Here is a 21,266-nt window from a genome sequence, read left to right as displayed (position 1 = left end):
ACCAAGCCAGCTGCACAGAAAGCCCAGGCTGCTAAAAAGCACCACAAAAAAGCAACCAAGCCAGCTGCACAGAAAGCTCAGGCTGCTAAAAAGCACCACAAAAAAGTAACCAAACCAGCTGCACAGAAAGCTCAGGCTGCTAAAAAGCATCACAAAGTGAAAAAAGCGGCTAAATAAGTCGGCCTCTTAGCGCCAACACCGCATTAACGATTGAAAACACCCGGTTATGCCGGGTGTTTATTTACTGGAGTAGCGAAAAATGGTGCGTCGCTATCGCTTCGAAATTATCCTGATTGTGATGATCCTGTGCGGCATTGTTGCAGCCAGCTTTTTTATCTAGTCGTTGTAGCGTGCTGATTACTCCAATATTTCTCCCTTTTTTCCCGCTCTCCGACTATAGTTATCGCTCAAGCGTGATGACAATAACCTCTTCTTATTCTCGCCATTGAGAGAACTATGCGCCTGGCTATCCTGTTACTTGTTGGAATTTTCAGTTTTAACCTCGCAGCACATGCCGATGATGAAGATGGGCCAAGCCCGGAAGACATCAAGACGCTATTTTTTGGTAAAGATCACCGCAAAGCCATTACGGATGTGAGTGCCGCTCCCTGGGATGCCATTGGCCAGCTGGAGACCGAAAGTGGCAACCTCTGCACGGCAACCCTGATATCCGCGCATCTGGCATTAACCGCTGGACATTGCCTGCTCGCCCCTCCGGGTAAATTTGATAAACCGGTGGCGCTGCGTTTTATGTCAGGTGCTAAAGGCTGGCGTTACGAAATACATGATATTGATGCGCGTGTAGAACCTTCACTGGCGCGCAGGCTACAGGCCGATGGTGAGGGCTGGATCGTGCCGCCGGGCGCGGCACCTTACGATTACGGGCTGGTTATTTTGCATAATCCGCCGTCGGGTATTGTACCCATCCCCTTATTTGACGGCTCACGCAGCGATTTAACCGATGCGTTGAAAACTACCGAACGCAAAGTAACACAAGCCGGTTACCCGGCTGATCACCTCGACACACTCTATTCTCACAGCGACTGCCTGATTACCGGCTGGGCGCAACGTGCCGTACTGTCGCATCAATGCGATACGTTGCCCGGTGATAGTGGATCGCCTCTTCTGCTGAAAAGTGGTGATGGCTGGAAACTGATTGCCGTGCAAAGCTCTGCCCCCGCACCGGCGGACCGTTATCGCGCGGATAACCGTGCCATCGCGGTGACGTCGTTCAAAGACAGTCTGGAAGCGCTGGCGAAATAAGTTTTTGCCACTGAATCGCTCACCTTCTTCGCGCGAGAGTGTTTCATGCGCAGTCAGCGATATTTCACTCACAGAGGCGCAGAAATAGCGCCTCTGTGCTTTTGTTGACTCAGCTAATTTGCTCCATCGCCTGCAGGATGCGCTTATCAGAGATGGGATAAGGTGTGCCCAACTGCTGAGCAAAATAGCTAATCCGCAACTCCTCTAGCATCCAGCGAATCGCCTGAACTTCAGCATCATCCTGACGCTGCGGGGGCAGTTTATTGCGCCATGTCTGCCAAGCCTGCTCTGTGGCTTGCACTTTCAACATGCGCGCACGGTCGCTGTAGGGATCTGACGGCAATTTTTCAAGGCGGCGCTCGATGCCCTGTAAATAGCGCAACGTATCGCCCAGGTGCTGATAGCCATTACCAGTGACAAAGCCGCGGTAAACCAGTCCGCTCATTTGCGCTTTAATATCAGACAGTGCCAGCGCCAGCGTCATGTCGACACGACCTTTCAGGAATTTGTTGATATTGAACACGCTGGTCAGAATCTGCTCGACCTGTTTGGCGATAGTGACGACGGTTTCGTTCAATTCAGCACGCACTTTGTCGCGCAGTTGCTCGAAGTTCTCCTGTTGCCATGCCGGACCGCCTGCTTCCGCCATCAGTTTGTCGACACCACAAGCGATGCAGTCATCAATCAGATCCAGCACTTTGCCGTAAGGATTGAAGTACAAGCCGAGTTTAGCTTTGTTGGGCAGTTTCTCATGCAGATACTTGATTGGCGACGGGATGTTCAGTAACAACAAGCGACGCTGACCTCGCCACATCATCTTTTGCTGCTCAAGCTCGTTGTCGAACAGGCGAATGGCGACACTGTCTTTCTCGTCGACCAGTGCGGGCCAGGCTTTAACCTGATAGCTGCCGCGTTTCTGCTCGTAACTTTGCGGCAAATCACCAAAGCTCCAGATGTGCAGTCCGCTCTGCTCCAGCCCATCGTCCGCGACTTTAGACAGCGTTTCCTGCACTTTCCCTTTCAACACCTGTTTAAGCTGATGCAGATCTTTGCCTTCCTGCAGCTTGCGATTGTGTTCATCCACAATGCGGAAGGTCATTTTCAGGTGATCGGGCACCTGATCCCACTGCCAGGCTTCCCGATCAATGGTCACCCCGGTCATGCGGCGGAACTCGCGCTCTAGCGCATCGAGCAGCGGTAACTCCATCGCTTTCACACGACCGAGGAAAGCTTCCGCGTAGTTCGGTGCGGGCACCAGATTACGGCGCGTCGGTTTTGGCAACGATTTAATTAGTGCAATCACCAACTCACGGCGCACACCGGGGATCTGCCACTCAAAGCCACCCTCTTCAACCTGATTCAGCAACGGCAACGGAATGTGAACGGTAACACCATCGGCATCCGCGCCAGGTTCAAACTGATAGCTCAGTTTCAGCTTCAGATTGCCCTGATGCCAGAAGTTCGGGTAATCGAGCTGGCTGACTTTATCCGCGCCATCTTTGATCAGCATCTGCTTATCAAAACTCAGCAGGTCAGGATTGTCCTTGCTCGCCTGTTTCCACCAGCTATCAAAGTGGCGTGCGGAGACCACATCAGCGCCAATGCGACGGTCGTAGAAAGCAAACAGCGTTTCATCATCCACCAGAATGTCACGCCGACGTGATTTGTGTTCCAGATCTTCCACTTCACTGCGCAATTTTAGGTTGTTACGCAAGAACGCATGGCGCGTTTGCCAGTCGCCTTCCACCAACGCGTGGCGGATAAACAGCTCACGACTGAGTGGCGCATCGATGCGGCTGTAGTTGACCTTACGCGCCTGCACGATTGCCAGCCCGTAAAGCGTGACTTTCTCTGTCGCCATCACCGCACCCTGGGCTTTCTCCCAGTGGGGTTCGCTGTAGCTACGTTTAATCAGATGCTGGGCCAGTGGTTCAATCCATTCGGGATCGATACGTGCGGCCACGCGGCCCCACAAGCGGCTGGTCTCCACCAGTTCCGCGACCATCGTCCACTTCGGCGGCTTCTTAAACAGGCCGGAGCCAGGGAAGATGGAGAAGCGGGCGTTACGCGCACCGGTGAATTCCTGCTTCTCATTGTCTTTCTGACCAATGTGCGACAGCAATCCGGTCAGTAAGGCGCAGTGCACTTCACGATATGGCGCGGGTTCGCTGTTAACCGGCATGCCTTGTTCGCGTACCACCTGACGCAACTGCGTGTAAATATCCTGCCATTCACGCACGCGCAGATAATTGAGGAAATCGGTTTTACACTGGCGACGGAAGTGATTACCAGACAGGGCTTTTTGCTGCTCCTGCAGGTAATTCCACAGATTCACAAATGAGAGGAAATCCGACTCTTTGTCAGCAAAGCGCCGGTGTTTTTCATCGGATGCCTGCTGTTTATCACTCGGGCGCTCGCGCGGATCCTGAATCGATAAGGCCGCAGTAATGATCATCGCTTCACGCACGCAACCGAACTTTTGTGCTTCCAGTACCATGCGTGCCAGACGCGGATCTACTGGCAATTGCGCCAACTGGCGGCCAGACGTCGTCAGCTTATAGGTTTCATCTTCACTCAGCGTGATGGCACCTAACTCTTCCAGCAGTCGCACGCCATCCTGAATATTGCGCTTATCGGGCGCTTCAACAAACGGGAACGCGCCGATATCACCGAGGCCAAGCGCGGTCATTTGCAGGATAACCGACGCCAGATTAGTACGCAGAATTTCCGGATCGGTAAACGCCGGGCGACTGAGGAAATCGTCTTCAGAATAGAGACGAATACAGATCCCTTCCGACACACGTCCGCAACGCCCTTTACGTTGATTGGCGGAAGCCTGAGAAATTGGCTCGATCGGCAGACGCTGCACCTTAGTACGATAGCTGTAGCGGCTAATGCGCGCCGTACCGGGATCGATAACGTACTTAATCCCCGGCACCGTCAGTGACGTTTCCGCCACGTTGGTGGCCAGCACGATACGACGACCGCTGTGCGACTGGAATACACGGTTCTGCTCGGCATTCGACAGACGCGCATACAGCGGTAGGATTTCGGTATGCGGGATATCGCGCTTCATCAGCGCATCGGCGGTATCGCGAATTTCACGCTCGCCACTCATAAAGATCAGAATATCACCGCGGCTTTCCTGACCTAACTCATCTACGGCGTCAAAAATCGCCTGCAACTGATCGCGGTCGGTATCGTCAGCGTCTTCCACCATTGGGCGGTAGCGCACTTCGACTGGATAGGTTCGGCCTGAGACTTCAATCACCGGCGCATTATTGAAGTGGCGCGAGAAACGCTGCGGGTCGATGGTTGCCGAGGTGATGATCACTTTCAAATCGGGACGGCGCGGCAGCAGCTCACGCAAATACCCCAGCAGGAAATCGATGTTCAGACTGCGTTCGTGCGCTTCATCGATGATGATGGTGTCATATTGCAACAACTGACGATCCTGCTGGATTTCCGCCAGCAGAATACCGTCGGTCATCAGCTTCACCTGGGTGGTGTCGCTGACTTGATCGTTAAAGCGCACTTTGTAGCCGATAGTGCCGCCGAGCGAGGTTTCTAACTCATCGGCAATACGGTTGGCGACCGTACGCGCGGCCAGTCGGCGTGGCTGCGTATGACCGATCAACCCTTTCACACCACGTCCGAGCGCCAGGCAAATCTTCGGCAGCTGGGTGGTTTTCCCTGAACCGGTTTCCCCAGCCACAATTACCACCTGATGATCGCGAATCGCCTCAGCGATTTCTTGCTGCTTTTGACTGACCGGCAGGTTTTCCGGGAAAGTGATACGTGGCGTGGCCGCCGTGCGCTGGGCAATGCGCTGTTCAGCGGCAGCAAATTCAGACTCTAATTCTGTCGCAATGCCTTGCTGCGCGGCTGGATTTTTCACCTTCGCTGCGCCATGCAGGCGACGTTGCAAACGCTGGCGATCGCGCAGCGTCAGATTATCGAGCCGCGACCAGAGCGGCGCCAAAGGGGACGTTTGGGATGATGACATAGTGATGCGTTACCTGTTGTCGCGGCGAGCCTGGCAAAGTGCGCTCTATACCGGCTGAAATTTCCCGGCGGATTCAATCAATTATTGCCCGGCATGATAGCACACTCTGGAAAACCTCACCTGACCGGACGTGCGACCTTATTCAATAATTTCGAACATAGGTCTCGAAATATTGCGCTTTTACCTCGCGGAGGAACTCCGTAGAGTGTAACGCATTGAGCGGTAAGCCAACCGCGTAACGCACAGGAAAATACCATGAGCAAAGTTTTAGTTCTGAAATCAAGCATTCTGGCCGGTTATTCTCAGTCAAACCAACTGGCTGACTTCTACGCTGAAGAAGCGCGCGCCAAAGGCAATGAAGTGACCGTTCGCGATCTGGCTGCTCAGCCAATTCCGGTTCTGGATGGCGAGTTGGTTGGCGCACTGCGTCCTTCCGATGCTCCGCTGTCTCCACGTCAGCAGGAAGCTCTGGCGCTGTCTGATGAGCTGATTGCAGAACTGCAAGCGCATGACACTGTGGTTATCGCCGCGCCAATGTACAACTTCAACATCCCGACTCAGCTGAAAAACTACTTCGATCTGATCGCTCGTGCTGGCGTCACCTTCCGTTACACCGAAGCGGGCCCTGAAGGTCTGGTCACCGGTAAACGTGCCGTGATCCTGTCCAGCCGTGGCGGTATCCACAAAGATACCCCAACCGATCTGCTGACCCCATACGTGAAATTGTTCCTGGGCTTCATCGGCATCACCGATGTGAACTTCGTGTTCGCGGAAGGTATTGCTTATGGTCCAGAGGTGGCAACGAAAGCGGCTAACGACGCTAAAGATGCCATCAAGCAAATTGTTGCTGCGTAATCTTAAGAACGTGATGAATACCCGAGAATAATGGGTATGATGCCATCTTTGCCGGGCCTGAGTGCCCGGCTTTTTTATGGCTGTTTATTACCCATTTTGGCGTTACTTACGTAACCACTGCCCGTTGATGCCGCGCACATACTCGCCGCTGCCCGCGCGACTCACCAGTTTCTCTCCTGCAATACGTGCCACTTCGCTGGTAGTGAGATTATTCTGCTGCGCGACGCGCTGATATTGCTGCGTACGGCCATCGTTAATCCGTTTCACCAGCGCCAGCGTTTCATCGTCTTGCTGACGCGCCGCCACATAGCCACTGAGTGTTTCACCGACGCGGCCCTGCTGCCGCGCTTCATCCAGCGTCAGTGCCCAGGCTGAAGGCACCAGCAGCAGCGCCAGCAACCATGCCATCGCTTTTGATTTCATCATGCCGCTCCTCAAAACAGGCCGCTTTGGTTTTTCAGCAACGCTTCCACATCTTTATCGACCTTGATGTGGATTTCATGTTCGATCTTCACGTTCATATTGATGGTGATCGGCTCTTTCGGTGCCGCCACTTCAATGCGCGGCACGCAACCGATCAGCGGCAGCCCAGCTGCCAACACCAGCAATGCCCTGAGGCTCATGGTTGGGGATCCTTCTTCGATGGCAGGGTGGCATTTTGTTCCACCCAGGATTGCAAATTATCGCCAAAGCGCAGGCTGCGCCACAGCTGGAACAGATTTTCCTGATGCCGATAGTTGAGATTGATTGATTGTCGGCGATTACTAAACTGACTGGTGCCTTTCACTTCGGACTGCATCGTAAGATTTCCGAAATTATCGAGATCTAATGTTGCCCACGAACGGGAAATCTCCATGTAGCGCAGCCAGTCCATGGCGGCTCCCGCAGCAAAATTATTGCTGACGATGGCATCGGCCATATCTTTGTCCATTCGGAACGTCAGCGGGCCGCTATTGGCGATCCAGCCTTTCTCAATCAACCATTGTGGATTATTCACCCATAGCGGCAGCTCGCCATTCACTTTGCCCGACATGGCAAACTGCTTCGGTTTGATTGCCGTGATCAGCCTGCTGAGATCAATCTCGCGCAGTGAAACGCGCGCGGGCTCATGCTGCGGCATCCTCAGCTCTGGCATACTGACATGTCCGCCCAGTAGATCGAGATTGACGTTGCTCAGCGTGAGCGGCTGGCGCTCCTGCCATGGATAGTGACCCTGCAGATCGGCGGTAATGTTCTGCAAGGCAAACTGATTTTTGACTTCGGCGATGCGAAGTGAAACCGGACCGCGCCGCCCTAACTGCCATTGGTGATCCTTGAGGCGGAATGGCAGCGTGAAGTCGATGCCATTGATTTCGCTGTCCGGCATCCACACGCTGCCTTGTTTCACTGCCCAGAAACCGCCGGCTTCGAAGCCCTGTTGGGTGGCCGCAGAAAACGCCATTTGTGCCCGCAATTCACCAGACTGAATGCGCATCTTCAAATCGCTGCTGAGCAGCGGCTGGAACACGGCTAATGACTGCGCGGGCCACCAGGCTTCACCACGCAGACGTTCACCATCCCAGCGACCGTGAACCCGCACCGGGCCGATATCCTCAGCAGTCAGTTGTCCACGCCAGATAAAGCGACTCGGATCGCTGCCTTTGGCCTCAAAACGCAGTTCTGATGGCGGCAACCAGCCGCCATAGCTAAACTGCGTCTGACCGGATTTCAGGGTAAAACCACCGTTGAAAGCCGGATGCGCAACGTCTCGCTGCCAGCGCACCGGTGCGGTCAAGGTCAGGCGCGGTTTATCAACCTGCACCATGCCATAAGCCAGTTGATCAAAACCGGTGTTGAGTGTGTCCAGGCTGATTAACGTATCCTGCCAGCTGCCCGTGCCCTTCACATCCCATTTGGCATTGAGTGGCTGCATCAATCCATCGCCCCAGTATCGCCAGTTCCAGCGTCCGCTGTCTGGCCAAAAATCGCTGGCGCGGCCATCAAGATGCAGCGTGAAGCGACCAAAGTTGGGATCGTGTGCCTTTAAAATGGCCTGCAGACGGCCATTAATGCCGCGCGAAGCCAGCGTGACACCCGCCAGCGGCCAGCGCGCTTCGTCCACTTCCAGCGTCGACAACAAGCGTCCACGCAGGCGCAGCAGTGCGCCTTGTTTGAACGTGATTTGCGGGTCAGTCAGCATGCCGTGTAGCATTCCCGGCATACTGCCGAATAACTGCAGATCGGCAAACTTACTTTCCCCGGTCAGCTGGAACGGTAACGCGCTGTCAGTCAGGCTCAATGTGCCCGGCCCGACACTCAGCACCAGATTTCCCTTACCTCCGCGCCCCGCAGTGAGCAGGTTAAACCGTCCGCTGACTTGAGTGTTTTCCAGCCCCTGCTGCCAGTGCTCCAGCGTGAGCGCCAGACCGCCCGACAGCGGCTGATCGGCTTGCGGCCAGCGCCAATGTCCCTGGGTGATACGAATCTGCTGTGCATCGACCTGCCACGGTAACTGTAACAAAGGCTGATCGTCGCCCTGTTGATTAATCACCAGCGTGCCCTGCTGCTGCTGCCAGTTAAGCGTCACTGCCAGTGGCTGCGGCCACTGCGCCAGATTGACGTCGCCGCTGAGTTCGCCCGCAATTGGTAACCCATTGGCAAAGGTGGGCAGCGTTAACTCTCCGTGCAAATCGAGCGGTTTTGGCAGCAGAGGATGGCTGAGCTGGAGTTGTGCGATCTGCAGTTGCTGCCCTTGCAAACGCGCATCAACCTGGAGGTTATCGCCCTGATAGTGCAACTGCTGGACGGTTTTATCGAAGCTGAGGTCAAAACGACCGGCATATTGCTGCCAGGGTAAAATACTCAGTTGCTCCAGATGGATATCGGCGCCCGGCAGCATCTGTTGCCATTCGGCCAGACTGCGCGGAGCACCGCTGGCATCGCTCAGTGGCAGGGCTTGCAGGCAATCACTATTAAGCTGCACGGCCTGTGCACTGAGCTGCCAGCGTTTATCTTGCCAACCCAGCGCCACATCTTTTACCGTCGCCAGTTCGCAATCACCGGCCAGATAGCGTACCGCCGGAAAATGCACGCCGCCGTGATGCCAGCGCGGTGAGCCATTGAGCTCCACGCGGGTATTTTCCGGCAGCCAGATCCCCGCCAGACGCGGCAACCATTGCGTCAGCGTCAGCAATAATCCCAACAGCAGCAGTATCAGCGCCAGTAGCGCAGCAAGTGTTCGACGGAGGCCCCGCGACATGGCAGTTAACTATCCTGTTCTTTACGCAATCCTGACGGAGATGATGTCATGTTATGCCCGGCAAATGAAGGTGTTACCTGTATAGCCTGGCTGAAGATCAGCAAAATGATGTAGAAAACGTTATTCTGTGAGGACACCGACGTTGCATTTTTCAGGAGCGAAATAATGAAAGTTGCGGTTTACAGTACCAAACATTACGACCAGAAATACCTCGAACACGTCAATGCCAGCTTTGGATTTGAGCTGCAATTTTTTGACTTCCTGCTCAGCGAAACCACCGCCAAGAATGCCGCCGGCTGCGATGCCGTGTGCATTTTCGTTAATGATGATGGCAGTAAAGGGGTACTGGAGGAACTGGCAGCACTGGGCGTGAAAACGATCGCGTTACGCTGTGCCGGGTTCAATAATGTCGATCTTGCCGCAGCCGAAAGTCTGGGCCTGCAGGTGGTGCGTGTACCGGCCTACTCGCCGGAAGCCGTGGCGGAACATGCGGTGGGATTAATGATGACGCTGAATCGCCGCATTCACCGCGCCTATCAACGCACACGTGATGCTAACTTCTCACTGGATGGGCTGACCGGCTTTAATATGCACGGCAAAACGGCGGGTGTCGTTGGCACCGGTAAAATCGGCGTGGCAACCTTGCGCATCCTGAAAGGCTTTGGCATGCGTTTACTGGCGTTTGACCCTTATCCAAACGCTGCGGCACTCGAAATGGGTGTCGAGTATGTCGACCTCAAAACGCTGTTTGCCGAATCCGATGTGATTACGTTGCATTGCCCAATGACGCCGGAAAATCATCATCTGTTGAACGCGCAAGCCTTTAACCAGATGAAGGATGGCGTGATGATCATCAACACCAGTCGTGGTGGCCTGATCGACTCACAGGCAGCCATTGATGCACTGAAGCAGCAAAAGATTGGTTCGCTGGGTATGGACGTGTATGAAAATGAGCGCGATCTGTTCTTTGAAGATAAATCGAATGATGTGATTCAGGACGATGTGTTCCGTCGCCTGTCAGCCTGCCATAACGTGTTGTTCACCGGCCATCAGGCATTCCTGACCGCCGAAGCCCTGACGGCGATTTCCGAAACCACGCTCAGCAATTTAAGTCAGCTTGAACGTGGCGAAACCTGCCCGAATCAGGTGAAAGCGTAAAGAGGCTGCGCCTGCCTCAGCGGGCGCACTGTCCACCCATCAGCGCCTGCTCGTCACAACGTCGGCCGTTGGCTAACTGGCACATGCCAATACGCGATCCATCCAGCTGACGTGAAAACGCCAACGTTCCCCCGGCATTACTGCAATTCACTTCGGCCATGGAGGCCATCACAACATGTGGTTGAACGTGTGCTGCGGTAGCCTGTTGCGGTGGTTCGTCATCACTGTTGCTGCTGCAGGCAGAAAGTAACAGTGCTGCACCGGCCAGCAGTAAGGTAGCGGCTTTCATCGGTCGGGCTCCGGGGAGTTGGGCGTAAAAGAGCCACCAGCATATGTCAGGTAGGTTAAGGGATCGATAGGCGACACAGCTTTTTACAAATTTTTTTATCGCCTTTTGCAAGCAGAATTATCCTGATTGGACCTGATTAGCCTTTTTTCACCGAAACAATCCTATTTTTCAATGCGTAAGGAGGAATCATGCTAACGGACATGTTGATCCGTATTGCGCTCGCCGGCATTTTGGGTGGGCTGATTGGTCTCGAACGTCAGATGCGTGCCAAAGAGGCCGGTTTACGCACCCATATTTTGGTGGGTATCGGCAGTGCCATGTTTATGCTGGTATCGAAATATGGCTTCGCCGACATGCTTGATAGTGATCACGTGGCGCTCGATCCCAGCCGAATTGCGGCACAGGTCGTGAGCGGGATGGGCTTCCTGGGTGCCGGAACCATCATCATTCAAAAACAAGTGGTCAAGGGTTTAACCACCGCCGCAGGCTTGTGGGTCACCGCCGCGATTGGCCTGGTGATTGGTAGCGGCATGTATGAAATTGGTATCTATGGCACGGTGTTAGCGCTGGTGGTGTTAGAGACCTTCCGCCGCATCAGCCATTGGTTGATCGGTCGCCATCATACCTTGATGGTGCACCTCAAACCCAAAAGTGTGCCGCTGGTGTTGCTGGTGCTGCAACGCGAAAATATTCGCTATGGTCATATCGCCGTGGTGAATCGGGACGAAGAAAATGGCCTGTGTGAACTCAGCGTAGAGGTGACATTGTCACGCAATGCCGCAATTCACGCTATTTACGATAAAGTGATGGAGATCAAAGGCGTTCAGTCACTGGAAATGATGTAAAAACCGACAACTTTAGATGGCAGTGCGTTCACCTGTCGTCACCACACAGATGAAAAAGTCCTGTTAACCCCCTTTGCTAAACTGAATCATTACCCCCGTAAAGTTTCGGGTTTCTCAGCGTAGCAAAGGACGATTTATGATTACCGTCGACGGCAACGGTGCGGTGGCTTCGGTGGCTTTCCGCACCAGTGAAGTGATCGCCATTTATCCCATCACACCCAGCTCCACCATGGCTGAACTGGCCGACAGTTGGTCTGGCGAAGGTCGCCGCAATATCTGGGGTGATATCCCCCGCGTGGTGGAGATGCAATCAGAAGGCGGTGCGATCGCCACCGTACACGGTGCATTGCAAACTGGCGCCCTTTCCACCACGTTTACGTCATCACAGGGCCTGCTGCTGATGATCCCAACACTGTATAAACTGGCTGGACAGTTAACGCCGTTTGTTCTGCATGTCGCAGCACGCACTGTTGCCACGCATGCGCTGTCGATATTTGGCGATCACTCCGATGTGATGGCCGTTCGCCAGACCGGTTGCGCGCAGTTATGTGCCTCCAGCGTGCAGGAAGCCCAGGATTTCGCACTGATTTCACAGATGGCTTCACTGAATAGCCGCGTGCCCTTTATTCACTTCTTCGACGGCTTCCGCACCTCGCATGAAATCAACAAAATCGTGCCGATCAGCGATGAAACGCTGCAGGCATTAATGCCGAAAACCGCGATTGCCGCGCATCGTGCACGCGCACTGACGCCGGATCACCCAACGATCCGCGGCACCTCTGCCAACCCTGACACCTATTTCCAGTCGCGCGAAGCCACCAACCGCTGGTATGACGCCTGCACCGGCCATGTTGAAGCCGCTATGGACGCCTTTGCCGCTGACACAGGCCGCCGCTATCAGCCGTTTGAGTATTATGGCCATCCGCAGGCTGAGCGCGTGATAGTGATGATGGGATCGGGTTGCGGCACCGCCGAAGAGGCGATTGACGTCTTGCTACAGCGCGGCGAAAAAGTGGGATTGGTAAAAGTGCGCCTCTATCGCCCCTTCTCTGCGGCACATTTGATCAACGCGCTGCCTGCTTCCGTTCAGCGCGTGGCGGTGCTGGATCGCACCAAAGAGCCTGGCGCACTCGGTGAACCGCTGTTTCTGGATGTGATGACCGCGCTGGCTGAAGCCTTTAGCCGGGGTGAACGCCCGACGCTGCCGAAGGTGATTGGCGGACGCTACGGTCTTTCATCGAAAGAGTTTGCCCCTGATGCCGTGCTCGCCGTGTTCCGTGCGCTGCAACGTGAACAGCCGCCTGCACGTTTCACCGTGGGTATTTATGATGATGTCACGCACTTATCGCTGCCGATGGAAGCTAACATCGTGCCAAACCAGGCACGACTGGAAGCGCTGTTTTACGGCCTCGGCAGTGATGGCAGCGTAAGCGCCAGCAAAAACAATCTGAAGATCATCGGCAATGCCACGCCGTGGCATGTGCAAGGCTATTTCGTCTATGACTCGAAAAAAGCCGGCGGCCTGACCGTTTCCCATCTGCGCGTCAGTGAGCATCCCATCCAGTCAGCCTATCTGGTGCAGCAGGCGGATTTTATTGGCTGCCATCAACTGCAATTTATCGACAAGTATTCGATGCTTGATCAGCTTAAACCGGGCGGCATTTTTCTGCTGAACACGCCCTATGCCGCCGATGAAGTCTGGTCACGCTTGCCGCAGGAAGTACAGAGCCAGCTCAATGATAAACAGGCACGTTTCTTTGTCATCAACGCGGCGCGCATCGCGCGTGAATGCCAGCTTGGCGCGCGCATCAATACCGTGATGCAAATGGCATTCTTCCAGTTGACGCAGATCCTGCCCGGCGACAGTGCCTTAACGGAACTGCAAAATGCCATTGCACGCAGCTACAGCAGTAAAGGCGAGGAGCTGGTGCAACGTAACTGGCAGGCCCTGGCAATGGCACAGCAAGCGCTGGAAGCGGTGCCGCTGCAGGCGGTTGATCAGCACAGCCCGCACCGTCCGCCGGTGGTATCCGATAGCGCGCCGGATTTTGTCAAAACCGTCACCGCTGCCATGCTGGCGGGCTTAGGCGATAAACTACCGGTGTCAGCACTGCCGCCGGATGGCACCTGGCCCGTCGGCACCACACAGTGGGAAAAACGCAACATTGCAGAAGCGATCCCCATCTGGCAACCCGACCTTTGTACGCAGTGTAACCACTGTGTAGCAGCCTGCCCACACGCGGCGATTCGTGCCAAAGTCGTCGCGCCTGAGGCACTGGATTCCGCACCGGATTCCCTCGCCTCACTGGACGTCAAATCGCGCGATATGCGCGGCCAGAAATACGTGTTGCAGGTGGCGCCTGAGGATTGCACCGGCTGTAATCTCTGTGTGGAAGTGTGCCCAGCCAGCGATCGCCAGCATCCGGAAATTAAAGCCATCAACATGCAGTCCCGCCTCGAGCATGTCGAAACTGAAAAGGCGAATTACGATGCGTTTCTTGCGCTGCCGGAAATCACTGCGGAACAGTTGGAGCGTATTGATATTCGAACATCGCAGCTGATCACCCCCCTGTTTGAATACTCAGGTGCCTGCTCCGGCTGCGGGGAGACGCCGTACATTAAATTGCTGACGCAGTTGTATGGCGATCGCCTGTTGATTGCCAATGCCACCGGCTGCTCATCCATTTATGGTGGCAATCTCCCTTCCACGCCTTACACCACCAACGCAGAAGGACGCGGCCCAGCATGGGCAAATTCTCTGTTTGAAGATAACGCTGAGTTCGGACTCGGCTTCCGCTTGAGTGTCGATCAGCAAAAACAGCGTGCGCTCCGTTTGTTAGATCAGTGCGCGCCGCTGTTGCCTGATGACTTAGTGGCGGCTCTTAAACAAGAGAATGTGTTGACATCGCTACGTCGTGAGCAAATTGCGCAACTGCGCCAGCAGTTGTCTGCCTCATCATCTGCGCACGCTGGCGAATTGCAGGTTATCGCCGATGCGCTGGTTGATAAATCGGTCTGGCTGATTGGCGGTGATGGATGGGCCTATGACATCGGCTATGGCGGTCTTGATCATGTGATGAGCCTGAGCGAAAACGTCAATGTGCTGGTACTCGATACCCAGTGCTACTCCAATACCGGCGGACAAGCCTCCAAAGCCACGCCGCTCGGTGCAGTGACCAAGTTTGGCGAGCAAGGCAAGCGCAAAGCACGTAAGGATTTGGGCGTTGCCACCATGCTTTATGGGCATGTGTATGTGGCCCAAATCTCGCTGGGCGCGCAGTTGAATCAGACGGTAAAAGCGATTCAGGAAGCTGAAGCCTGGCCCGGCCCATCGCTGATCATCGCCTACAGTCCGTGTGAAGAGCACGGCTACGATCTTGCCTACAGCCATGAGCAGATGCGATTGTTGACCACCAGTGGATTCTGGCCGCTGTATCGTTTTGATCCTCGTCGGGCCGAGCAAGGCAAAGCGGCACTGGCGCTGGACTCTCGCCCGCCGACCTCGGTGCTGGAAGAGGCATTGATGAACGAGCAGCGTTTCCGCCAGTTGCAAACCCGTGAACCAGAAGCCGCTGCGCAGCTATGGCAGGAAGCAACCGAAGCCGCCAATCAACGCTATCAGCGACTGGCGGAAATGGCCGGTAAAGCAGAGAAAAGTGACTAAATGAATCAAGCCCGGCGCGCGGGCCGGGCTTGATATTTCAACAGGGTTGAAGCTGAATGATCGCCATTTCAACCGCGCGATTTGGCGAGCCGGTTAATTCCCGATAGCGCAGTTGCAGATTGCGCAATTCCGTCGCTACCACCTCTTTTTCTGTTGCTGATCCGCGCTGCGCCAGCTCGAGATAACATTGCCCGACTAGCCGGCACGCTTCTTCAAAAACCATGTCGTACGTTTGCATCTGCCTCTCCTCACCTTTAGAAACTAAAAAAACACTTCATCCATCCTGTCAGGCAGCGATGCGCACAATCTTTACCCAGATCAATAAATGGGCAGATTGTTCTGGCAACGTGTGCGGTTTTATCGCAGGAATCCGTGAAAAGAGATCACATCAGACTGGCATTCGCCTGCGCAATCCGTACCATACGCACTCATGTGATAGGGGTTTATTGCCGCTGAAGCTTCATTCAGCCGCCAACGGCCCTTGCGTTCATTCTCAAGCGTGAAAATAATGCAAGAAAATCAAGAAGTAACAAAGAAAGAACTATATAACCTGAACAAGTGACACAACTAAATGCAACTAGTTGATTTTGATTTATTTTCATTTAAATTCAATGCAATATGCTAAACGCCAACCTACACCTAGTGACGCTAATCACCTCTTTCATTGCCCCTTTTTCATGCCCTTTGCCCACGTTTTGCCCCCTGTTTTGCCTCCAAATTTTCTTTAGTCTACTTGAATATTTGTGCGCATCTTCCACTACCGCGCATTGAGAAAAATTTGTCTTCGCCCCCCATGCATCACCGAACAATCAACCGAACGTTTAATGCCCAGACTGAGTGAAACTGTTATTCACTGTTCGCCTTCAGACTGACCTCTTTACATACTAAGGAAAAGTTATGTGTAATTTATCTCTTAGTCCATTTACTTTGTTAAGTACGCTGTTTACCGCTCATCACAATGGTTTTGATGACAACTCAGGATTTATTCGCACCACAGATTATGTGGCTAATTATTCCTTTAACGCGGGGTATGAAAACTTCATATTTGCGGTGCCTGATAAAAATATCAGTGATGCCGAAGCCAAATCTCACCGGCTTGATACCGAAAAGCATCATCCAACGCTCAGGGAATTGAAAAAAGGACGCAGTAAGCAGACTAAAGAGAATGGTACCAGTCACTGGAATGACTATGCGGTGTGAAAGGACTTCAAAACCCTAGCGAGTTACCTCCCTGTTAATATCGGTCGCATCTCATCAAGAGGTAAGCTACTCGTTGTTCATTGATGAATGCCCGCAGTTGCTGACATTCATCTTAAGAAGGAAAGTCTGGCGGTTAGTTTGGAGAGTTTAAGCCATCTAAAGCAGCGCCTGAATTCAGACAGAATACACATTCTGCGAGATGCCATGAGGGGTGGTGCGCCATGACATACTGAGAAGCCTGTGTAGCAGACGTAAATGATCCCAAAAACAACCGTTTTTCTCTGTCAGGCAAACGAATACACTGGCTACGATGAAGTGTACAGCGTCCGTCGGGTTCCGGGGTGGTTACTGTGCAGAATTCATAATTCAGTTCCGGCATTACTGTTACTTCTCCTGTTTCATCTCTTATTGCGTCATTCTTTTTCAACATTAACAACCTCAGCTATTAATTCATTAAGACACGACATCATCACTTGTATTATTCGGATTAATTTTAGAAGGATTAACAAAAAATCAGAGGATAATCTTTATGCGTTTTTTCTGAAATGAGATAAGGATATGCCTTAGCGTTACGCTGCATTGCCGCAGGCCGCTACAGGTCACAGATATTGAAGAGATTTCGAAGCCCCCCTCTGACAACCTTATATCAAGACGTACATACCTTTGCGCTTGGCTTATTTAAGCTTAATGGATATCAGTTTCATCATTTACCCTGCCGAGAAGCTTTTATGATGCGTTTTTATTGAGGGTGAACTAAAAATTCTCACATTCTGTGCCAGGCTTTATATTCGTTAAGCGCTACGGAGAGTGAGATGAAGAAAATTGCATGGGTAGCTGTTTTGCTCCCTTTAAGCTTTGGGGCTTACGCTGAAACAGGTGGATATGAAGCGGGTAAAACACCACCTCCTCAGCATAAGGAAGATGCTGGATATAAAGGCTCGGAAGATACCGCAGAAACGCCCGTTAAGCTTATTAAAGACTTCAGACAAGGTGGCTATGCCACACTGGAGGGCTATATCGTCAAAAAAGTAAGTGGTGATACATACCAGTTCCGCGACAGCTCAGGGACAGTCAGCATTGATGCGCCAGCTTCCACCTTCAAAGGGAAAACTTACAGTGCAGAAGACAAGGTGCGTGTCAGCGGTAAAGTGTTCGGCAAAGGAGAAAGCGCACACCTGAAGGTTTCACGAATCGACGAACCCTGAACCGCTACAATTTTACCTCTGCCGGTTACAATGGCGGGGGTAATCCCCTAGGAAATTAATCAGGTATCAGCTCCTCGCCCTTTCTTAACAGCTTTGCCGCGTCTAATGCAAAAGCCTTGACCTGTATGTCATTTGACGAAGCCGCAATCCTCTCAAGCTCATAGAGTATATTTTCCTTGTTTATTGCCACGCCTCTCGCTGTCAGTTCAATTACAGCCGTTCCGATGGCACATCCAATCATTCCTGCTCTGTGTTCTCTCATCGCTTTCCCGCCCGTGGTGAGCGTCAGTTTGATTTAAAAATAAAAATAGAACGAAAATCCGAACTTTCAAGATTACCTAACGTCATAACTTATATGGAGATTATCCCATGTAACGAATTTTGCCCGCCAGTGCGGGCCTTTTTTTGCTCGCGGATAACGTCAGAAAGGGCATCCATCTGTAGCGCTCATAGTCAGAACTTCATGAGTCACGACTCCAACGATCATGACATCATCAAGCAAATCATCCATGAACAACAGGTCGTCTTCAGTCACTATTCTTAGCGGATATGAGTAGAGCACGCCCCACTCACGAACGCCTGACACATTAATCAAAACAGTGCTGTCATTTACAGGTGTTTTCAGCTCGTCAATCATGCAGCTACGCCCTTTCAACTCAACCAGATAGCATGTATCAGTAACTGGCAACAGTTGCTGCAGAGGGCTGAGTAAAAACGTTACCTCGCGACGGGCAGGTCCGAAAACCGGGTAGTGTAAGCCGGCGACAGCATTTCCCGCTTCATTGCCCAGGTCTTGTTTACCCCTTGTCCCGCAAACCATAATTTCCCCTTTCCGCTCTGATTAAGGCCGTCAACAACGCGCATCAGCGCTTCACTGTTAGCCTGTGGTTTGAACTCATCGAAGAGATTGAGCTGGGAAGCACCCTGACTGTAAAAATCTCCCAGCATGACCCCTGCCTTCATGAAACGACATCCATCCAGCCAGATACGATCCAGTGACTCCATGGCCACGCGAACAATATCTCTGGTGTCACTGGAGGGCGTCATCAGGTTTCCCATCGCTTGGTTGCCGTAAAACGTCTCGCCTACCGCATGGGGGCTTGTCCGGACAAACACTGCGATCTGCCTGCAGTATTGCCGTTCGCTTCTCAGCTTTTCAGCCGCGCGCTCGGCGTACGCGCAAACCGCCTGACGCATGTCCTGGTATTCGGTGATACGGGATCCAAACGAACGCGAGCACACAATCTGCTGTTTGGTTGGGGCAAATTCCTCCAGCCCGAGGCAGGGTTCACCACGCAGCTCCCGGACGGTGCGCTCCAGCACAACATTGAAGTGCTTACGGATGATGTAAGTACTCTGCTCTGAGAGGTCTTTCGCCGTAATGATGCCCATTGCATTCAGCTTTTTGCTGATGCGCCGCCCTACTCCCCAGACATCCTCAACCGCCACCAGCGCCATCAGTTTGCGTTGACGTTCCAGGCTCGACAGGTCCAGCACACCGCCTGTCTTTGTCCATTTTTTTGCGGCGTGGTTGGCGAGCTTGGCCAGCGTCTTGGTGGGCGCAATGCCGACCCCGACGGTCAGATGTGTCTCCTGTTTAACCCGGGCACGAATCTCCCGACCGTAATCCTCCAGCACGCGGCAGTTACGCACGCCAGTAAGATTCATGAAGGCTTCATCGATCGAGTAAATTTCTACCGCCGGCGCCATGTCCTCCAGCGTGGTCATGACCCGGTTGCTCATGTCGGCATAAAGTGCATAGTTCGAGCTGAACACTTGTACCTTGTGTCGGCGGAATTCATCTTTAAGTTTGAAGTACGGCGCCCCCATTGGGACATTGATGGCCTTGGCTTCTGCCGACCTTGCTATGACACAACCATCGTTGTTGCTGAGCACAACGACAGGTTTGCCGCGCAGGTCAGGCCTGAATACCGTTTCACAACTCGCGTAAAACGAGTTCACATCCACCAGGGCAAACATTACCGGCCCATCGTCTTAATGGAGTGCTTCACCACACCGAAGATTTCAAACTGGTCCGGATCCGGTATCGGTATGACTGAATGTGCCGCATTCATTGGTTTGAGGTGCAGGAACGGTTTCAGCATGAGCTGTTTGACGGTGAACTCACCCGCAATGGCCGCAACGATGATGTCACCGTGTTCCGCTTTGACGGAACTGTCGACCACCAGCATATCGCCGTCGTTGATACCGCCCTCAGTCATGGAGTCACCGCTGACTCTGATGAAATAGGTCGAGCTTGGGTGACTTACAAGAAGATTATTCAGGTCAAGGCGCTGTTCAACGTAGTCCTGTGCCGGCGACGGGAAGCCACAGGGCACGCGGGCAATGAAAAGCGGCAGCTCTAGCACGGCGCGGATTTCCGCAGGTCTGAAAAACTCCATAATGATGATCTCGATAATTACTGTATATATAAACAGTAATTGCAAACAGCACGATCGATCAAGTCGTCCGATGCGTCTTTTTGAGAAAGCGTTGGTAAGAAAGGTAATTTAACCGGGAAGTGCAGGAAGGTAAGTATGGCTGACCGGAGGTCCGTTAAGCGAAATTGCGCGCGAACCTGATGAAATTTTCTCCCCGATAAAATTCCAGTTCAATCACAGCCGCTTCGGTTAAACGCCTTAAAATTGCACTGATATCCAACCATTTAAATGACTTATTGGAAATTTATGGAATTAAACAGGTTTATGTAACACATCCTTCCACTCAATCAGAATTAGTCTAAGGTATGTGGGCCAGTCATGACTGGCAGCACAGCACACAGGATGCGTTTCATGCGAGAGAGACATTCCTAAGCCACTGCTTCTGCCCGCCTTGTGCGGGCTTTTTTTAACTGTTGATCGTCCGATATCAGGCTATTCGAGTCGTTAAACCCGAATGCCGTTATGTGAAAGGCAAAGCTAATCTATACCCATCCACGGCTCCGCTTTTGGTTGATACAGACCTGCACTATGCTTTATGAGCGAAATGATCGGGTGTTAGTGACAGGACCTGTAATGCGAAGCGCTGAGTTAGTGAAGTGATGATGACTGCACCCCTATCACTGCAAGTGTTTGTGACAACGTCACTCAGTTAGCCGATCTGACAACTGGCTTTATTCCACCAGCGTGGTGGTAAGTCTCTGTTTGCTAACCCTTCTGCACCATAACAGCACGCTCTGAATAAAGGTGACTTATGGATGTTTCACCAAGATTTGTCGTTGTACTAAACATTGTTGCAGTTGTCGTTTTGGTTATTGGTCTATCTGAGTATCTGAATTGGTTCTGAAATCCTAAACCCGCGGTCGATCAGCACTCTGGCCATGTAAACAATTCAGTGAAGAATGCACGCGGGTTGCCATTGATTCAAATGCTTGTTATCAGACATGCAGGAGACTGAATATGCGATACCTGATCATACCTGCAGTCACCACTGTCTTGGTTCTGGTGATTGTGTTTCTGGTCCAGACCCATTGGGGACCCACGCCTTGGTGACACTGATCAGCAGGGCGGGCAAATAAAAATAAATATCGGATTGTCAGCACTC

At 52.8% G+C, this 21,266-nt stretch carries 18 protein-coding genes; 8 read left to right on the top strand and 10 right to left on the bottom strand.

Annotated features, from left to right (window positions below; translation table 11 throughout):
* Together ACCW76_RS18535 and ACCW76_RS18530 are read left to right on the top strand one after the other, a co-directional pair.
* The coding region (locus ACCW76_RS18535) for a hypothetical protein (protein ID WP_436339668.1) at window positions 1–177 on the top strand (177 nt) is incomplete at its 5' end.
* A 279-nt stretch (window positions 178–456) separates the two neighbouring features.
* Window positions 457–1,263 (top strand): trypsin-like serine peptidase, encoded by an 807-nt coding sequence (locus ACCW76_RS18530; protein WP_038646829.1) that lies wholly within the window; start codon window positions 457–459, stop codon window positions 1,261–1,263.
* 109 nt (window positions 1,264–1,372) lie between these two features.
* Here ACCW76_RS18530 and hrpA read toward each other — a convergent pair whose 3' ends face one another.
* Window positions 1,373–5,269: an ATP-dependent RNA helicase HrpA gene (gene hrpA / locus ACCW76_RS18525; RefSeq protein WP_436339664.1), complete on the bottom strand. Its 3,897-nt coding sequence runs from the start codon at window positions 5,267–5,269 to the stop codon at window positions 1,373–1,375.
* Between the two features lie 255 nt (window positions 5,270–5,524).
* Here hrpA and azoR point away from each other — a divergent pair, with 255 nt between their 5' ends.
* Window positions 5,525–6,124 carry an FMN-dependent NADH-azoreductase gene (gene azoR, locus ACCW76_RS18520; protein ID WP_034821315.1) on the top strand — a complete coding sequence of 200 codons (600 nt, stop codon included), beginning with the start codon at window positions 5,525–5,527 and terminating at the stop codon, window positions 6,122–6,124.
* Window positions 6,125–6,226: 102 nt separating this feature from the next.
* On the opposite strand, the gene ACCW76_RS18515 is transcribed toward azoR, so the two are convergent.
* Genes ACCW76_RS18515 through ACCW76_RS18505 form a run of 3 tightly spaced genes read right to left on the bottom strand, consistent with a single transcriptional unit; the run spans window position 6,227 to window position 9,362 of the window.
* Window positions 6,227–6,547 (bottom strand): YdbL family protein, encoded by a 321-nt coding sequence (locus ACCW76_RS18515; protein ID WP_200538682.1) that lies wholly within the window; start codon window positions 6,545–6,547, stop codon window positions 6,227–6,229.
* A gap of 11 nt (window positions 6,548–6,558) precedes the next feature.
* Window positions 6,559–6,747, bottom strand: coding sequence for a YnbE family lipoprotein (locus tag ACCW76_RS18510; RefSeq protein ID WP_013509194.1), 189 nt, complete (start codon window positions 6,745–6,747; stop codon window positions 6,559–6,561).
* Window positions 6,744–9,362 (bottom strand): YdbH family protein, encoded by a 2,619-nt coding sequence (locus ACCW76_RS18505; protein WP_436339662.1) that lies wholly within the window; start codon window positions 9,360–9,362, stop codon window positions 6,744–6,746. The genes ACCW76_RS18510 and ACCW76_RS18505 overlap by 4 nt, the downstream gene beginning before the upstream one ends.
* 165 nt (window positions 9,363–9,527) lie before the next feature.
* Here ACCW76_RS18505 and ACCW76_RS18500 point away from each other — a divergent pair, with 165 nt between their 5' ends.
* Window positions 9,528–10,520 (top strand): 2-hydroxyacid dehydrogenase, encoded by a 993-nt coding sequence (locus ACCW76_RS18500; protein ID WP_038646822.1) that lies wholly within the window; start codon window positions 9,528–9,530, stop codon window positions 10,518–10,520.
* A 16-nt stretch (window positions 10,521–10,536) separates the two neighbouring features.
* Here ACCW76_RS18500 and ACCW76_RS18495 read toward each other — a convergent pair whose 3' ends face one another.
* Window positions 10,537–10,809, bottom strand: coding sequence for a putative hemolysin (locus ACCW76_RS18495; RefSeq protein WP_034821326.1), 273 nt, complete (start codon window positions 10,807–10,809; stop codon window positions 10,537–10,539).
* Window positions 10,810–10,997: 188 nt separating this feature from the next.
* Here ACCW76_RS18495 and ACCW76_RS18490 point away from each other — a divergent pair, with 188 nt between their 5' ends.
* Together ACCW76_RS18490 and nifJ are read left to right on the top strand one after the other, a co-directional pair.
* The gene (locus ACCW76_RS18490; RefSeq protein ID WP_045833339.1) at window positions 10,998–11,654 is read left to right on the top strand and encodes an MgtC/SapB family protein; all 657 of its coding nucleotides are present in this window, start codon (window positions 10,998–11,000) and stop codon (window positions 11,652–11,654) included.
* A gap of 136 nt (window positions 11,655–11,790) precedes the next feature.
* Window positions 11,791–15,318 (top strand): pyruvate:ferredoxin (flavodoxin) oxidoreductase, encoded by a 3,528-nt coding sequence (nifJ, locus tag ACCW76_RS18485; protein ID WP_436339661.1) that lies wholly within the window; start codon window positions 11,791–11,793, stop codon window positions 15,316–15,318.
* Window positions 15,319–15,355: 37 nt separating this feature from the next.
* On the opposite strand, the gene ACCW76_RS18480 is transcribed toward nifJ, so the two are convergent.
* The gene (locus ACCW76_RS18480) at window positions 15,356–15,556 is read right to left on the bottom strand and encodes a DUF2767 family protein (protein WP_034821329.1); all 201 of its coding nucleotides are present in this window, start codon (window positions 15,554–15,556) and stop codon (window positions 15,356–15,358) included.
* Between the two features lie 659 nt (window positions 15,557–16,215).
* On the opposite strand from ACCW76_RS18480, the gene ACCW76_RS18475 reads away from it, so the two are divergent.
* On the top strand, window positions 16,216–16,518 hold the full coding sequence (locus ACCW76_RS18475) for a hypothetical protein (protein ID WP_436339660.1): 303 nt from the start codon (window positions 16,216–16,218) through the stop codon (window positions 16,516–16,518).
* An 812-nt stretch (window positions 16,519–17,330) separates the two neighbouring features.
* The gene (locus ACCW76_RS18470) at window positions 17,331–17,723 is read left to right on the top strand and encodes a YgiW/YdeI family stress tolerance OB fold protein (RefSeq protein WP_436339658.1); all 393 of its coding nucleotides are present in this window, start codon (window positions 17,331–17,333) and stop codon (window positions 17,721–17,723) included.
* Window positions 17,724–17,778: 55 nt separating this feature from the next.
* Here the strand turns inward: ACCW76_RS18470 and ACCW76_RS18465 are convergent, their stop codons facing one another.
* From ACCW76_RS18465 to umuD, 4 genes are all read right to left on the bottom strand, one after another.
* Window positions 17,779–17,985: a hypothetical protein gene (locus tag ACCW76_RS18465; RefSeq protein WP_436339657.1), complete on the bottom strand. Its 207-nt coding sequence runs from the start codon at window positions 17,983–17,985 to the stop codon at window positions 17,779–17,781.
* Between the two features lie 159 nt (window positions 17,986–18,144).
* The gene (locus ACCW76_RS18460; protein WP_436339656.1) at window positions 18,145–18,360 is read right to left on the bottom strand and encodes a hypothetical protein; all 216 of its coding nucleotides are present in this window, start codon (window positions 18,358–18,360) and stop codon (window positions 18,145–18,147) included.
* Window positions 18,361–18,440: 80 nt separating this feature from the next.
* Entirely contained in the window at window positions 18,441–19,703 is a 1,263-nt protein-coding gene (gene umuC / locus ACCW76_RS18455; RefSeq protein WP_436339654.1) for a translesion error-prone DNA polymerase V subunit UmuC, read from the bottom strand.
* On the bottom strand, window positions 19,703–20,125 hold the full coding sequence (umuD, locus tag ACCW76_RS18450) for a translesion error-prone DNA polymerase V autoproteolytic subunit (RefSeq protein WP_436339652.1): 423 nt from the start codon (window positions 20,123–20,125) through the stop codon (window positions 19,703–19,705). The genes umuC and umuD overlap by 1 nt, the downstream gene beginning before the upstream one ends.
* Window positions 20,126–21,266: the final 1,141 nt, after the last annotated feature.

The sequence above is a fragment of the Pantoea sp. C8B4 genome (genome assembly GCF_051336905.1).
Lineage (GTDB): Bacteria > Pseudomonadota > Gammaproteobacteria > Enterobacterales > Enterobacteriaceae > Pantoea > Pantoea rwandensis_B.
This window is presented reverse-complemented; position numbering and strand designations above follow the sequence as displayed.